Annotated in this window: 12 protein-coding genes and 2 pseudogenes; 6 read left to right on the top strand and 8 right to left on the bottom strand. The window is 66.1% G+C overall.

All coding sequences use genetic code 11. The features are described 5' to 3' along the window. Positions 1–223 precede the first annotated feature (223 nt). On the top strand, positions 224–835 hold the full coding sequence (locus ACFLEY_RS25650) for an RNA polymerase sigma factor (protein WP_028171794.1): 612 nt from the start codon (positions 224–226) through the stop codon (positions 833–835). Here ACFLEY_RS25650 and ACFLEY_RS25645 read toward each other — a convergent pair. Beyond that, a pseudogene (locus ACFLEY_RS25645) lies at positions 832–3,564 on the bottom strand (EAL domain-containing protein). The gene ACFLEY_RS25650 and the pseudogene ACFLEY_RS25645 sit on opposite strands and share 4 nt — an antisense overlap. A 312-nt stretch (positions 3,565–3,876) precedes the next feature. Between ACFLEY_RS25645 and ACFLEY_RS25640 the strand changes: the two are divergent. Beyond that, positions 3,877–4,041 (top strand): Flp family type IVb pilin, encoded by a 165-nt coding sequence (locus ACFLEY_RS25640; RefSeq protein ID WP_028171796.1) that lies wholly within the window; start codon positions 3,877–3,879, stop codon positions 4,039–4,041. 11 nt (positions 4,042–4,052) lie between these two features. Here the strand turns inward: ACFLEY_RS25640 and moaC are convergent, their stop codons facing one another. Genes moaC through ACFLEY_RS25620 form a run of 4 tightly spaced genes read right to left on the bottom strand, consistent with a single transcriptional unit; the run spans position 4,053 to position 8,325 of the window. Then, entirely contained in the window at positions 4,053–4,571 is a 519-nt protein-coding gene (gene moaC / locus ACFLEY_RS25635; RefSeq protein WP_211433610.1) for a cyclic pyranopterin monophosphate synthase MoaC, read from the bottom strand. A gap of 1 nt (position 4,572) precedes the next feature. Continuing rightward, positions 4,573–5,391 carry an indole-3-glycerol phosphate synthase TrpC gene (trpC, locus tag ACFLEY_RS25630; RefSeq protein ID WP_060912368.1) on the bottom strand — a complete coding sequence of 273 codons (819 nt, stop codon included), beginning with the start codon at positions 5,389–5,391 and terminating at the stop codon, positions 4,573–4,575. Positions 5,392–5,398: 7 nt separating this feature from the next. Then, on the bottom strand, positions 5,399–6,412 hold the full coding sequence (gene trpD / locus ACFLEY_RS25625; RefSeq protein ID WP_028171799.1) for an anthranilate phosphoribosyltransferase: 1,014 nt from the start codon (positions 6,410–6,412) through the stop codon (positions 5,399–5,401). Positions 6,413–6,426: 14 nt separating this feature from the next. Continuing rightward, positions 6,427–8,325: a SurA N-terminal domain-containing protein gene (locus tag ACFLEY_RS25620; protein WP_211433609.1), complete on the bottom strand. Its 1,899-nt coding sequence runs from the start codon at positions 8,323–8,325 to the stop codon at positions 6,427–6,429. A gap of 223 nt (positions 8,326–8,548) precedes the next feature. Between ACFLEY_RS25620 and tpiA the strand changes: the two genes are divergently transcribed. The 3 genes from tpiA to ACFLEY_RS25605 all read left to right on the top strand — a co-directional run bounded on the left by tpiA (position 8,549) and on the right by ACFLEY_RS25605 (position 11,632). Then, complete coding sequence (gene tpiA, locus ACFLEY_RS25615; RefSeq protein WP_060912366.1) at positions 8,549–9,304, top strand: triose-phosphate isomerase; 756 nt, start codon at positions 8,549–8,551, stop codon at positions 9,302–9,304. 140 nt (positions 9,305–9,444) lie between these two features. Continuing rightward, positions 9,445–9,834, top strand: a complete 390-nt coding sequence (gene secG / locus ACFLEY_RS25610; protein ID WP_060912365.1) for a preprotein translocase subunit SecG — start codon at positions 9,445–9,447, stop codon at positions 9,832–9,834. Between the two features lie 166 nt (positions 9,835–10,000). After that, positions 10,001–11,632, top strand: coding sequence for a CTP synthase (locus ACFLEY_RS25605; RefSeq protein ID WP_011087573.1), 1,632 nt, complete (start codon positions 10,001–10,003; stop codon positions 11,630–11,632). A gap of 4 nt (positions 11,633–11,636) precedes the next feature. On the opposite strand, the gene ACFLEY_RS25600 is transcribed toward ACFLEY_RS25605, so the two are convergent. From ACFLEY_RS25600 to ACFLEY_RS25590, 3 genes and pseudogenes are all read right to left on the bottom strand, one after another. Continuing rightward, the gene (locus ACFLEY_RS25600) at positions 11,637–12,299 is read right to left on the bottom strand and encodes an rRNA adenine N-6-methyltransferase family protein (RefSeq protein ID WP_060912364.1); all 663 of its coding nucleotides are present in this window, start codon (positions 12,297–12,299) and stop codon (positions 11,637–11,639) included. Between the two features lie 111 nt (positions 12,300–12,410). Further along, a pseudogene (locus ACFLEY_RS25595) lies at positions 12,411–13,787 on the bottom strand (sensor histidine kinase). Continuing rightward, complete coding sequence (locus tag ACFLEY_RS25590) at positions 13,784–14,458, bottom strand: response regulator transcription factor (RefSeq protein WP_011087570.1); 675 nt, start codon at positions 14,456–14,458, stop codon at positions 13,784–13,786. The pseudogene ACFLEY_RS25595 and the gene ACFLEY_RS25590 overlap by 4 nt, the downstream one beginning before the upstream one ends. Positions 14,459–14,654: 196 nt before the next feature. Here ACFLEY_RS25590 and ACFLEY_RS25585 point away from each other — a divergent pair, with 196 nt between their 5' ends. Further along, positions 14,655–14,981 (top strand): NIPSNAP family protein, encoded by a 327-nt coding sequence (locus ACFLEY_RS25585; protein ID WP_028171806.1) that lies wholly within the window; start codon positions 14,655–14,657, stop codon positions 14,979–14,981. Positions 14,982–15,035: the final 54 nt, after the last annotated feature.

The following is a 15,035-nucleotide window of genomic DNA, read 5'->3' as shown; positions in this document are numbered from 1 at the left end:
GCTGGCCTCGGTGCTGTTCCCGCACGCTGCGTGCTGAGAGGAAGAACGCCGAAAGAGCGATCGCCGGTTTGCGGAAACAGAGGTCGCCACGTGAGCGCCGCTGTCGCAGCGATCGCTCGCGCCCCCTGTTCGGGAGGCTGCCGCGCCGGCTGATGGCAGCCGCGCCGTCGCGTTCCCGCTCCAACGAAGCGATCTACCGAATGTCATGCAAGGACGATGGGTCATGAAATCGCCGAACGAGAATCTGCCGATGCTGACAGCCGGCTCCCTGGAAGTGCAGGAGGCAGTCGTTCGTGCTGCCCTCGTCGGCAGCTACGATCGCCTTCGCAATTATTTGCAGCGGCGCTTTGGCGGGAAGGCGGAAGCGGAGGAGGTGCTCCAGGCGTTCATGTTGCGTGCACTGGAGCGATCCGGCGACATTCGTGATGCGGACTCGGTTCGAGGCTGGCTGAGCAGGGTCCTGGCCACGTCCATCGCAGACTTTCACCGCCAGGCATCAAGGAGCAGGACTCGCGAGATGCCTTTTCCGCATGAGCTCAACGACCGTCTTGCAGCCGATCAGGATTCCGCTGCGAATGCCGCGGTCTGCGAGTGTCTTCATACCCACCTGTCCCTGCTGAAGCCGGAGCATGCCGAAGTCATCAGAAGGGTGGATCTCGCCGGTGAGCCGCGGGAGCTGGTTGCGGCCGATCTGGGCGTGACCGTCAACAACCTGACCGTCCGCCTTCATCGCGCCCGGCACGCCCTGAAGGTGCGTCTGGAGCAGACCTGCGTTGTGTGTTTGGAGGAAAGCTTCTGGGAATGCCGCTGCGCTGATAACCGAGGTCCGACCTAGCCTGCCTCGCGGCGGCGACTCTCGTTGCCGCCGCGCTGGGCGAGCCGGCTGCGATGCAGTGCGAACAGCTCCAGCACCTTGTCCGCCGGCTTTGCGGCGCTGAACAGATAGCCCTGCATTTCGGAGCAGCCGAGCGTGCGGAGCAGGCGCTGCTGCTCCTCGGTCTCGACGCCCTCGGCGGTGGTGGTCATGCGGCGGGCGGCCGCCAGATTGACGACGGCCTGGACGATGCTGGCGGAGCCGTCGGGGCCGGCGATGTCGTTGACGAAGCAGCGGTCGATCTTGATCTTGTCGAACGGGAAGCGGTGCAGGTAGCTCAGCGAGGAGTAGCCGGTGCCGAAATCGTCGAGCGCGATGCGCACGCCGATGGCGCGGAGCTGGTGCAGGATCGCCAGCGCGGTGTCGTCGTCGCGGATCAGCACCGCCTCGGTGATCTCGAGCTCAAGCCGGCTGGCCGGAAAATTGGAGGCGGCGAGCGCCGCCATGATCTTCAGCGCCAGCGTGCCGCTCTTGAACTGCACCGGCGAGACGTTGACGGCGAGGCGGATGTCGTCGGGCCAGCTTGCGGCGTCGCGGCAGGCGGTGGCCAGCACCCATTCGCCGATCTCGTTGATCAGGCCGGTATCCTCCGCGATCGGGATGAACTCGGCCGGCGAGACCATGCCGCGCTCGGGATGGCGCCAGCGCACCAGTGCCTCGCAGCCGGTGATGCGGTCGTCCTTCAGGCCGAGGCAGGGCTGGTAATAGACCTCGAGGCCGCCTTCGAGCCCCCCTTGGGCGATGGCGTGGCGCAGGTCGATCTCGAGCTGCCGCCGCTCGCGGACCTTGGCGTCCATCTCCGGCTCGAAGAAGCGATAGGTGCGGCGTCCGGCGGATTTGGCGGCGTACATCGCCAGGTCCGCGTTCTTCAGGATCTGATCCAGCACCGTGCCGTGTCCCGGCGCCAGCGCGATGCCGATGCTGGCGTCGGTGGTGAGATGATGGCCCATGCAGTCGAAGGGAGCGCGGATGGCCTGGAAGACCCGGGCGACGAGATCGTTGACCTGGTCCGGCGACGTCACCGCGCCCTGCACGATGGCAAATTCGTCGCCGCCAAGCCGCGCCACGAAATCCGCCGGGCCCGCGCAGCGGCTGAGGCTCGTTGCGACCGATTTCAGGAGCTCGTCGCCGACGAGGTGGCCGAGCGCGTCGTTGACGCCCTTGAACTCGTCGATGTCGATGTAATGCACCGCGATCTCGTCGCCGTCGGTGATGGCGGCCAGCTCCTGGCGCAGATGCTCGTGGAACATGGCGCGGTTGGGCAGGTCGGTCAGCGCGTCATAATGGGCGAGGTGGGTGATGCGCTCCTCGATGCGCCGGCGCTCGGTGATGTCCTCGTGCGTCGCCACCTAGCCGCCGTCCGCGAGCGGCTCGTTGAGGATGTGGATCGAGCGCCCGTCGGCGGTGTCGACCACCATGGAGTTGCGCGCGTGGATGTCGCCCAGCACGCGCGCGACATAGCCGTCGACGTCGCCGGTGAACGAGCCGGTCGCGCTGCGGTGGGCGATGATGTCATGGAAGCTGGAGCCGGGCTTCACCACCTCGGGCGACAGGCCGTACATCTCGATATAGCGTTGGTTGCACACCACGAGCCGCTGCTCGGCGTCGAACAGCAGCAGGCCCTGGGTCATGTTGTTGACGGCGCGGTCGAGACGCTGCTTTTCCAGCGTCAGCCGTTCCCGCGAGAGGCGGTGCTGCTCCAGAAGCTTGCGCACGATCGCGATCAGCACGCCGGCGATGGCGAGCGCGGAAGAGGCGGCGACCGAGATCAGGATGCCGATCTGCTCGCGCCAGTCCGTCAGGGCCGCCGCGCGCGTCGTGGTGGCCATCATCAGGATCGGGAAGTGGGGCAGGGCGTGCGAGGCGATCAGGCGGTCCTCGCCGTCGACGGGGCTGACGAAGCGTCCGGCAAAATGGTCGAGGCCGAAGACTCGCTGCTGCGAGAACGGGCCGTTCCTGAAGTTCCGTCCCATCAATTCGCCCGAATGCGGGTAGCGGGCGAGCAGCGTGCCGTCACGATGCAGCATCGAGATGGTCGCGCCTTCGCCGAGCACGACGGACTCGAAGAATTTCTCGAAGTTGGCCGGCTCGATGCCGCGTCCGACCATGCCCATGAACTCGCCGTTCGGGCCGACGATCTTGCGGACGATCAGGATGGTCCAGGCGCCCGAGATGCGGCTGTGCACCGGCTCGATCAGGACGTCGGGCGCATCGGGGGCATATCGGAAGGTGCGGAAATAGGCGCGGTCGGCGACGTTGGCCTTCGGAGCCGGCCACGCCGTCGACGAGTTGATCAGATTGCCTTCGGCGTCGATGACGTTGACGCCGCCCATGTATGGAAGCGCCTCGATCTTCGAGCGCAGCAGGCGGTGGATGTCCTGGCCGGAAAGGCGCTTGCGATAGTCTTCCGCGCTGGCAATGCCGATCGTGCGAACGTGGTCGACAAAATCCTTCTGGATGACCGCGAAATCCTGCAATTGCTGGTCGAAATGATGGGCGAGCATCAGCACGGTGTTTTCGAGCTCGCGGCCGGAGTTGCGCAGCGCGCGCTCGCGGAAGTTCTGCGCCATCAGGACCGCGCCGACGGCGATCGCGGCGATCAGCAGCGTGCCGCCAACGACCAGCCAGCGGATCGGCCCGCTGCGCACGAAGACCTGGTCAAAGAGGCGACTGCCGTATTTCGTCATCATGTGGATCGTTGCCGCGCACACGCCAGGATCAATTCTTGATCCTCAAAACATCCGTTGGTTTACGGGAACGGTGTGGAGGCGAAGTTAGGAAGCGCGGTTAATGCGACATGAATGCCCACAGGCAAAAGCAATCGATACGCGGGATGCAGGACGTGCAGGAATTGCCGCAAGGATCCTGCGATGCCGGTCAATTCCTGCCGGCCGCACGATGATCAACCAAGGCTTAACCATCTAACATGCTGACGATCCTCAAGCCGGCGTTGGCACGTGATTTGCGAACACGCATGCCAACGACACAGAGAGGGCGCGACGATGAAAAACACCTTGAAGAACTTCCTCGCCGACGAGCGTGGCGCGACCGCGATCGAATACGGGCTCATTGCAGCCGGCATCGCGCTTGCGGTCATCACCGTCGTGAACGGCATGGGCAGCAAGCTCAACACGAAATTCGGATCGATCAGCACTTCGCTGAAGTGAGAACCGCGCGCTCAGGCGCGGTAGTGGCCGGACTTGCCGCCGAGCTTCTCGACGAGATGGATGCCCTCGATGCGCACGCCGCGCTCGACCGCCTTGATCATGTCGTAGATGGTGAGGCAGGCGACGGACACGGCCGTGAGCGCCTCCATCTCGACGCCGGTCGGGCCCGTCACCTTCACGCTGGCACGGACGAGGCAGCCCGGCAGCTTCGCGTCGGGCTCGATATCGACCGTGACCTTCGACAGCGCGAGCGGATGGCAGAGCGGGATCAGCTCCGAGGTGCGCTTGGCGGCCATGATGCCGGCGATGCGCGCGGTGCCGAGCACGTCGCCCTTCTTGGCATTGCCCGAGACGATCAGGTCCAGCGTTGCCCTGGTCATGAGGACGCGGCCTTCCGCGACCGCAAGCCGTTCGGTCGCGGGCTTGTCCGAGACGTCCACCATCCGCGCCTCGCCGGAGGCGCCGATATGGGTGAGGGCAGGGTCGGACTTCGTTTTCGACGGCTTTGTCTTGGACGGCTTGCGCGCCATGTCAGCGCGTACCGGTCGCGCGGGCTGTCTCGCGCGCGAGCAGCGTACGCGTGGCGGCGGTCACGTCAGCCTGCCGCATCAGGCTCTCGCCGACCAGGAAGGTCGACATGCCGACGCGCTCGAGCCGGGCGAGGTCGGCGGGCGTGAAGATGCCGCTCTCGCCGACCATCAGCCGGTCCCCGGGGATCAGCGGCGCCAACGCTTCGCTGGTCGCGAGCGTGGTCTCGAAGGTGCGCAGGTTCCGGTTGTTGACGCCGATCATCGGCGAGCGCAGCTTGAGCGCGCGGTCGAGCTCGGCGCGGTCATGGATCTCGATCAGCACATCCATGCCATAGGCGATAGCTGTGTCTTCCAGGTCCTTGGCGGTGGCGTCGTCGAGCGCGGCCATGATGATCAGGATGCAGTCGGCGCCATGCGCGCGGGCTTCGACCACCTGATAGGCGTCGAACATGAAGTCCTTGCGCAGCACCGGCAGTGACGTCGCCGCACGCGCGGCCACCATGAAGTCGAGATGACCCTGGAACGACGGCGTGTCCGTCAGCACCGAGAGGCAGGCGGCGCCGCCCGCCTCATAGGCCTTGGCGAGCTGTGGCGGATCGAAATCGGCGCGGATCAGTCCCTTCGACGGCGAGGCCTTCTTGACCTCGGCGATCAGCGCGAAGTCGCCATTGGTGTGCTTGGCCTTGATGGCGTGCAGGAAGCCGCGCGGTGCTCCTTGCGCCTTGGCCGTTGCTTCGACGACGGAGAGCGGCTGCGCGCGCTTGGCGGCGGCGATCTCTTCGCGCTTGTACGTCTCGATCTTGGTCAGGATATCCGACATGTCAGGCTCAGCCGTTGGAGACCGCGATCAGATGCTTCAGCCGTGCGTTGGCTGCGCCACTGTCGAGCGATTTCGCGCCGATCGCGACGCCCTCCTTGAGGTCCTTGGCACGCCCGGCCACGACCAACGCGGCGGCCGCGTTCATCAGCGCCACGTCGCGGTAGGCGCTCGGCTTGCCGTTGAGCACGCTTTGCAGCGCAATCGCGTTGGCGTCGGCGTCACCGCCCTTGAGCGCACCGGGCTCACAGCGCGGCAGCCCCGCCTCCTCCGGCGTCACCTCGAAGTTCCTGATCTCCCCATTGTGGAGCGAGGATACGAAAGTCGGGCCGGTGAGGGTGATTTCGTCGAGGCCGTCGGAGCCGTGCACCACCCAGGCGGATTCAGAGCCGAGGTTCTTGAGCACCTGCGCCAGCGGCTGCACCCATTGCCGCGAGAACACGCCGACCATCTGCCGCTTCACACCGGCCGGATTGGACAACGGGCCGAGCAGGTTGAAGATCGTGCGGGTGGCGAGCTCGACCCGGGTCGGGCCGACATTCTTCATCGCGGGATGATGGGCAGGGGCGAACATGAACCCGATGCCGCATTCGCGCACGCAGCGCCCGACCTGCTCCGGCCTGAGGTCGATCCTCACCCCGAGCGAAGCCAGCACGTCGGCGGCGCCCGAGCGCGACGACAGCGCGCGGTTGCCGTGCTTGGCCACCGGCACTCCGGCGCCCGAGACGATGAATGAGGCGCAGGTCGAGACGTTGACCGAGCCGGAGCCGTCGCCGCCGGTGCCGACGATGTCGACGGCGTCCGGCGGTGCGGTCACGGTCAGCATCTTGGAGCGCATCGCCGCGACCGCGCCGGTGATCTCGTCCACGGTCTCGCCGCGCACCCGCAGCGCCATCAAGAGGCCACCCATCTGCGAGGGCGTGGCTTCGCCCGACATCATGGCGTCGAAGGCGGAAGCCGCTTCGTCACGCGACAGGCTGGCGCCGGTCGCCACTTTTCCAATGATCGATTTCAGGTCGTCCATCGCGTGCTTTCAACTCACTGGTTCGCGCCGGTCACCTGCGCGAAGGCGGCCTGATTAATGGTGGTCCCGATGTCGGTTTCAAGCTTGTTGACGTAGGAAGCGACCTGCTCCTCGGTCTGCGCCCGGTCGAGGCTCTCCCTCAGCTTCTTCACCGCGTCGGAGGCGGCGTCGACCGTGGGATCGACGATGTCGGTGACGCGGAAGACGATCACCTCGCTGCCGCCGCTCACGGGCGTCTGTCCGACGCCGTCCTTGGCGGTGCGGAAGGCGGCCGCAACGACGGTCGCGGGCACGCCGGCGGGCGAGTCGTCGCGCTTGAAGCCGGTCGCGGTCTCGACCTTGGCGCCGACCGCGGCGGCTTCATCGGCAAGCTTGCCGCCCGCTTCGAGCTTCTGCACCATCTCGGTGGCCTTGGCCTTCAGCTTGGTCGCGATCTGGTCCTGGCGCCAGCGCGCCTCGACCTGGTCGCGGACCTCGTCGAGGTTGCGATCGCGCGAGGGCGTGATGGCGAGCACGTCGTACCAGACGTAGCCGCCCTTGAACGAGATCGCGTCATTGTCGACGCCGACGTCGGTATTGAAGGCCTGCGATACCACGTCGAGGCCCGGCGGGATGTTGGCGACCGGCTGGCCGTTCGGGGCGCGGCCGGAGCGGTCGACGGCGTCGATGGTGACGGCGGTGAGGCCGAGCTTCTGCGCCGCGTCGATCACGCTGGCGCCGCCACCGCGCTCGTCTTCCATCTTGTCGCGGAGATCGGCGACCTTGACGCGCGCGCGCTCGGTGGCGATCTCGCGCTTGATGTCGCCGACGAGGCTGGCGTAGTTCGCCTCGACGCCCGGCTCGATCTTGTCGACCTTGACGATCGCGGTGCCGAGACGGCCCTGGATCGGCTGGCTGATTTCACCTGCGGGGAGCGCGAAGGCGGCATCGCCAACCGCCGGGTCGAGCGACGATTTGGTCACGAGCCCGAGATCGACGTCGGATGCGCTCAGTCCGCGCTCCTTGCCGAGATCCTCGAACGACATTCCACCGGCGAGGCGCTCGCGCGCGGTCTGCGCCTCGGCCGCGTTGGGAAACACGATCTGGTGGATCTGGCGCTTCTCGGGCGTGCCGAGCCGGTCCTTGCGCTGGTCGAACAGTTTCTTCGCGTCCTCGTCGGAGACTTCGCTCCACTTGCCGATCTCTTCCGGCGAGATCACGACGAAGGCGATCTTGCGATATTCGGGCGCGCGGAACTGGACCTTGTGATCCTCGAAATAGGCGGCGAGCGCCTCGGGCGAGGGCGCATCGATGGTGCCTGCCTGCGCGGCGTCGAGCCTTGCGAACTCAATGGCGCGCTGCTCGTTCTGGAAGCGCGTCAGCACGTCGATCATCGCCTTCGGCGGCTCGAGACCCGCGCCGATCGTGCCGGTGAGCTGCCGCCGCAGCGACACCTTGCGCTGCTCGGACACGTAGCGCTGCTCGGTATAGCCGAAGTTGCGGATCACGGCCTGGAAGCGGTTCGCATCGAAGCTGCCGCCGACGCCCTTGAAGTTGGGGTCGTTCATGATGACCTGGCGGATCTGGTCGTCAGACTGGCCGAGCCCGAGCCGGCGCGCCTCTTCGTCGAGGGCGGCTTCCGCGATCGTCTGCTGGAGCACCTGACGGTCGAGGCCGAAGGCGCGGGCCTGATCAGGCGTCAGCGGACGGCCGAACTGGCGGCTGATCTGTTGCAGGCGGTCGGTATAGATCTGGCGGAACTCGTTCAGCGAAATCTCGGTGCGGCCGATCTTGGCCACCGTGGACTGTCCGAAGCCGCGGAAGATGTCGGCGATGCCCCAAATGCCGAAACTGATGATCAACACGCCCATCACCACGGCCATAATGGTCTTGCCGAGCCAGTTTGATGAGGCCTTGCGCATTCCTCGAAGCATTTGGTCCAACTTGTTTGGCAGGAGGGGAACGGGAGCGCGTCTTAATGCAGATTCCGCAAAAGCGCGTCACCAAATTGATAGATCATCATAAAGTGGCGGCTTTCCCCCCGCAACCTCAGGTCACGCGGCCTCGCGAAGCTGCGGTTAAAAGCCCTTAGGTCTCTGGAACTGCCGCAGCACCTCTGCTAGCGCATGCACAAACCTCATTTTGCTGGAAATTGACATGACCGACGCCATCCGACCGCTGATCGCCGGCAACTGGAAAATGAACGGCCTGAAGGCCTCCGCTGCCGAATTCGACGCCATGCTCAATGGCGCGGCAGACGTGGCCGCCAAGGCCGATCTGCTGGTCTGCCCGCCGGCGACCCTGATCGCGGCCTTTGCCGACAAGGCGCGCGGCAAGAAGGTCGCGGTTGGGGCCCAGGATTGCCACCCCACGGCCTCCGGCGCCCATACCGGCGATATCGCCGCCGAAATGCTGGCGGATGCGGGCGCTACCGCCATCATCGTCGGCCATTCCGAGCGTCGCGCCGACCACGGCGAGGGCGATGCTTTGGTGCGGCAGAAGGCGGAAGCCGCCTGGCGGGCCGGGGTGACGGCGATCGTCTGCATCGGCGAAACGCAAGCCCAGCGCGATGTCGGCCAGACCCTGGACATCCTGCGCGGCCAGCTCGACGGCTCGCTGCCGGACGGCTCTACCGCGGTCAACCTGGTCGTGGCCTATGAGCCAGTCTGGGCAATCGGCACCGGCCTGACCCCCACGGCCCAGGATGTCGAGCAGATTCATGGGTTTATCCGGGAGTTCCTGACCTCCCGGTTTAGCGTGGACGGGGCGAAGATGCGGATCCTCTACGGCGGTTCGGTCAAGCCCTCGAACGCGGCCGAACTGATGGCCGTGAAGAACGTCAACGGAGCTCTGGTCGGCAGCGCCAGCCTCAAGGCGGCCGATTTCCTTGCGATCGCCAAGGGCTGCCCCTAGCTAACCCAAACCGTTGGTCCGGACCCGATCGGGGGTGGCAATGCCGTTTCCGATCGTGTAACACCGCGCAACTTCAGGAAAACCCGCGAAGCGCGATCGGCCGCCGTCTCGGCGCTGTCGGCTTGTGACGGAAGGGCACTATGCAGACTGTTGTCATCGTCATCCATCTCATGATCGTCGCCGTCATGATCGGCGCCGTCCTGCTCCAGAAGTCGGAAGGCGGCGGCCTCGGCATGGGCGGAGGCGCGGGCTTCATGTCGAGCCGCGGCACCGCGAATCTTCTGTCGCGGACGACCGCGATCCTCGCCGCCGGCTTCTTCGTGACCAGCCTGTTCCTGTCCTGGTACGCCGGCTACAACCGCGCGCCTTCGTCGATCATTGGCCAGCCGGCATCGCAGGGCCAGCCGGCCGGCGGATCGCCGATTGCGCCGCCGACCTCGGGCGGCATCCTGGATTCGCTGAAGAAGGTCGACGAGCAGCAGCAGGCCCCGGCAGCGCCGAGCGGCCCGCAGGTGCCTCGCTCGCAATAAAGCAGGGGGGCCATGCAGGGCGGCTTCTACCGTCCTGCGTCAACAATCCCCATCAAGGCTCTGTTACCATTCTTAGTTCTGGCTCACCCACAGGCCCGCAAAATCTTTGGGGCGGAATACGAATCGCTTTGGCGAATCGAATTCGAGGGATTAGAGGTTAAGTCCCATGGCGCGGTACATATTCATCACCGGCGGCGTGGTTTCTTCGCTCGGCAAGGGTTTGGCTTCAGCGGCACTCGGTGCGCTGTTGCAGGCCCGGGGCTACAAGGTCCGCCTCCGTAAGCTCGACCCCTATCTCAACCTCGATCCCGGAACGATGTCGCCGTATCAGCACGGCGAAGTGTTCGTGACCGATGACGGCGCGGAGACCGATCTCGATCTCGGTCACTACGAGCGCTTCACCGGGCGGCCGGCGACCAAGGCCGACAACATCACGACGGGGCGCATCTACCAGGACATCATCACCAAGGAGCGCCGCGGCGATTATCTCGGCGCGACCATCCAGGTGGTTCCGCACGTCACCAACGCCATCAAGGAATTCGTCCTCGACGGCAATGACGACTACGACTTCGTGCTGGTCGAGATCGGCGGCACCGTCGGCGACATCGAGGGCCTGCCGTTCTTCGAGGCGATCCGCCAGCTCAAGAACGATCTGCCGCGCGATCATGCCGTCTACATACATCTCACGCTGCTGCCCTACATTCCGAGCGCAGGCGAATTGAAGACGAAGCCGACGCAGCACTCGGTGAAGGAGCTGCGTTCGATCGGCATCCAGCCGGACATCCTGCTCTGCCGCACCGACCGCGAGATCCCGAAGGAAGAGCGGCGTAAGCTCGGGCTGTTCTGCAACGTGCGTGAAAGCGCGGTGATCGAAGCGCGCGACGTCGACAACATCTATGCGGTGCCTGAGGCCTATCACAATGCGGGCCTCGACGACGAGGTGCTCGCCGCCTTCGGCATCGCCTCGCGGATTCCGCCGGAGCTGCGGAGCTGGCAGCAGATCAACGAGCGCGTCCGCAATCCCGAAGGCAACGTCACCATCGCCATCGTCGGCAAATACACCGGCATGAAGGATGCGTATAAGTCGCTGATCGAGGCGCTCTCACACGGCGGCATCGCCAACAAGGTGAAGGTCAATCTCGACTGGATCGAGAGCGAGATCTTCGAGAAGGAAGATCCCGCGCCGTTCCTCGAGCACGTCAACGGCATCCTGGTGCCGGGCGGATTCGGCCAGCGCGGCGCGGAAGGCAAGATCCGCGCGGCGCAGTTCGCGCGCGAGCGTGACGTGCCGTATTTCGGCATCTGCTTCGGCATGCAGATGGCGGTGATCGAGGCCGCGCGCAATCTCGTCGGCATCGAGGACGCCAACTCCACCGAATTCGGCCCGACCAAGGAGCCCCTGGTCGGCCTGATGACGGAATGGCTGCGCGGCAACGAGCTCGAGAAGCGCTCGCAGGCCGGCGATCTCGGCGGCACGATGCGGCTCGGCGCGTATCCCGCGGCACTCAACCGCGGCAGCCGCGTCTCGCAGGTCTATGGCGGAGCGACCGAGATTTCCGAGCGCCACCGCCATCGCTACGAGGTGAACACCGCCTACAAGGACCGCCTCGAGCAGCACGGCCTGAAATTCTCAGGGCTGTCGCCCGACGGCGTCCTGCCGGAGATCGTCGAATACGAGGATCATCCCTGGTTCATCGGCGTCCAGTTCCATCCCGAACTGAAGTCGCGGCCTTTTGAGCCGCATCCTCTCTTCGCCTCCTTCATTCAGGCGGCGATGGTGCAGAGCCGGCTGGTCTGATGGCTCAGCGCGCGGCGGAGTGGTCGCGCGCGTGATGTATCGGCTCCAAGGCGACTCGCGTCGAGGGGGCCGGCGCAAGCGATCCCGTGACGAGCTTCATCTGCGGCCGCCGTGTCAGCCTGTAGACGGCGGCGGGCGGCATGTTCAGCAGGGCGCGATCGACCAGCGTGGCGCGTAAGCCCAGCCGATCGAGAATCGGCCGCGGCACCGGGCAGCTCATGCCGTAGGTGAACTGGTAGAATGCGCCGCCGGGGCGCACATAGCTGAACGCGCCGCTGACGATCGAGACGACCTTGCGCGTCGACATGTTGAGCAGCGGCAGCCCGCTCACGACCGCGCCGACGGGCGCGCCGTCATAGAGGCGCTCCGTCGTCAGCCGCCCCGCATCCATCCACAAGACGCGCGCGTTGGGAAAGCGCACTTGCAGGAGCTTCATGAAGTCGGAGCCGTATTCGATCAGCGTGAGGTCCTGCTGGCGGACGCCGCGTTTCAGGAGGTTGTAGGTGAATGCCCCGGTGCCGGGGCCGAGCTCGAGGATCGGACCGGTCGATGCCGTGATCTCGCGCGTGATCAGATCGGCGAGCGCCGCGCCTGACGGCGCGATCGCGCCGACCCGGCGCGGGGCCGACATCCAGGACAGGAAGAAGGAGAGGAAATCGTTGGGCATGCGCACTCCGGCATCTTGGTTGCACCTCGAAAGATCGGAGGTGAAGCGGATGCAGTGTCACGGCCGTGCATTGCGACAGCATTGCGCTGTGAGGGGCGCACGCGGATTGAATCAATCCTGCGGGATCGGCCGCAGCGTTATTCTGAAACAGGCGCCGCCGTCCGGCCCGTCCGTGACCGAGACGTGGCCGCCATGCAGCTGCACGATCTCGCGCACCATGTTGAGGCCGAGGCCGGCACCGCGATCGAGCGGCGTCAGCCGGTAGAACGGCTCGAAGATCTGCTCGCGTTGTCCGACGGGAATACCGGCACCTTCGTCCGTGACTTCGATGCTCGCGGGTCTGCTGACGCGAATGCCGATGGTGCCGCGGCGAGGGCCGTGCTAAATCGCATTTTGCACGAGGTTAGTCAGCGCGCGTTCCAACGCGGCCGCGTCACCGATCGTCTCGATCGGCGTCGTGGGTGCATCGAGCGCCAGCTCGTAGCCGCCGGCAATCGCCAGCGGCGCGAGGTCGGCAGCCGCGCCTTGCGCGACCCGGACAAGGTCGACGCGCGCGAACGGATGGCCGCAGCGGTCGAGCCGCTGAATGTCCAGCAACTGCTCGGCAAGCGTCGCCAGCCGCGCGGCATCTTCCAGCAGCCGGGTCTTGTCCGGCCCCGGGGCAAGCGACTCCAGGCGCGTGTTGAGGATCGCGATCGGCGTGCGCAGCTCGTGCGCGGCGTCGGCGACGAAACGCTTGTGGCGGGCATAGCCCTGGTCGAGCCGCGCCAGCGCGTCATTGACCGCAGTCACGAGCGGTACGACCTCCAGCGGAATTCTCTCCACCGACAGACGCGCGCCGCGCTGATGGATGTCGATACGACGCGCCTGGTCCGCGGTCGTATCAAGCCCTCTGAAGGCGCGCCGCACGATCATCGGTGTCGCGATGAAGGTCGCGGTTCCCATCAGAAGGAGGCCTGGCAGGGCGATGCCGAGGAACGCAAGCGATGTCATGACCAGCGCCTTGGCGCCGGTCAACCGGCCCTGTGTCGCCGTGATGACCTGCACATTGCCGGCCTCGGTATCGATCCGCTTCAGCCGCGCCGCCGGCTTGCGCGGATCGTCCTCGAACAGCTGCCAGCCGAGCCGCGCCTGGCTGATCTGGTCGAGGCCGCCGCCGATCGCGGCGAATTCAGCCGGCATGGCACCTTCGGCGAGCGAATGTCCCTGCCGGTCGCGGACCAGGAACCAGAGGTCTGGTGTCTCGCTACGCAATTGTTTGAGCTCGGGCGTCGGCCGCACGGTCAGGCCGCCCTGTGCGTCGCGCGTCAGTGCGTGCTGCACGACGTCGATCACGCGATCCTCGTCGCGCTGGGCGAGCACAAGTCCTGACGCGCACAGCGCTCCGACGACGACGGCAACCAGGGCCAGGAGCAGCGCGGCCTGGAGCGAAAGCAGGCGCCAGCTCAGGCGCGAGCGCAGGCAGTAGGGATCGTCGTGCCTGCTCATGGCAGCTTCTTCAGGAGATAGCCGACGCCGCGAATGCCGTGGATCTCGATGCCGGCATCCGCCTCGGCGAGCTTGCGGCGTAGCCGCGAGATATGCGTGTCCAGCGCGTTCGACTGGATCTCGTCGTCGAAATTGTAGACGGCCTCTTCCAGCGCCGAGCGTATCACGGTGCGGCCGATGCGGCGGATCAACGCCTCGAGCACCAACAGCTCGCGACGCGGCAGCTCGAACGGCTGGCCGTCGATGCTCGCCTCGCGATGGCCGACATCGAAGGCGAGGCGGCCCGCGCGGATGACATCCGGCGTAAGTCCCGCGGGGCGCCGCATCACGGCGCGCAGGCGCGCCAGCAGCTCCTCGACCGCGAACGGTTTGGCCAGATAATCGTCGGCGCCGCTGTCGAGCCCGGCGATCCGGTCGGCGAGCTCGCCGCGCGCGGTCAGGACGATGATCGGCACGCCGTCGGCGCGCGCACGGAGCTTCGGAATCAGCGCAAGGCCGTCGCCGTCGGGGAGCTGGCGGTCGAGCAGGACCGCGACATGGACGTCGGCGGAAATGGCCTCTTCCGCGTCGGCAAGGGTAGGGGCATGGTCTACCACCATGTCGTAGCGCTTCAGCGCCGACGCCAGCGCGCCCGCCATCTCCGCCTCATCCTCGACGAGCAAAATCCGCATGATCCGGCACCTAGGCTTCAACCAGAGCCATTCTAGCGGCCCGATCATTGCGGCAGCATTGCGGGAGCCGGACTTGATGCGTTACCGGAGGCCGCCGAGCCATGCGCGAAACGCCACAGGGGCGGCCGCGCAGGGCTCAAGACACGGTTATGGCCGGCCGTTATAAGCGGCGGACCTGTTCTGGGAGGAAGCAAGAATGATCTACGAAATGCGCGTCTACCGCTGCGTGCCCGGCCGCTTGCCGGCGCTCTTGAAGCGATTCGAGACGGCGACGCTGAAGCTGTGGGAGAAGCACGGCATCCGCCAGGCTGGATTCTTCACCACGCTGATCGGTGAATCCAGCCAGGAGCTGACCTATTTCCTCGCCTGGGAGTCGCTCGCCGAGCGCGAGAAGAAGTGGGGCGCGTTCGTGACCGATCCGGACTGGCTCGAGGCGCGGGCGAAGTCGGAGGCGGACGGCCAGATCGTCGGCAATATCGTCAGCCAGCTCCTGACGCCGACCGCCTTCTCGGCGGTGAAATAGCGCCGGCGGCGCCCGCGGAACTTCGGCGCAACCCTGATATTCGGACGGCCTGGG

This window comes from Bradyrhizobium sp. YCK136, assembly GCF_044570075.1.
Taxonomy (GTDB): Bacteria; Pseudomonadota; Alphaproteobacteria; order Rhizobiales; family Xanthobacteraceae; genus Bradyrhizobium; species Bradyrhizobium diazoefficiens.
Note: the sequence above shows the minus strand (reverse complement) of the source record. Positions and strands in the feature narration are given on the sequence as shown.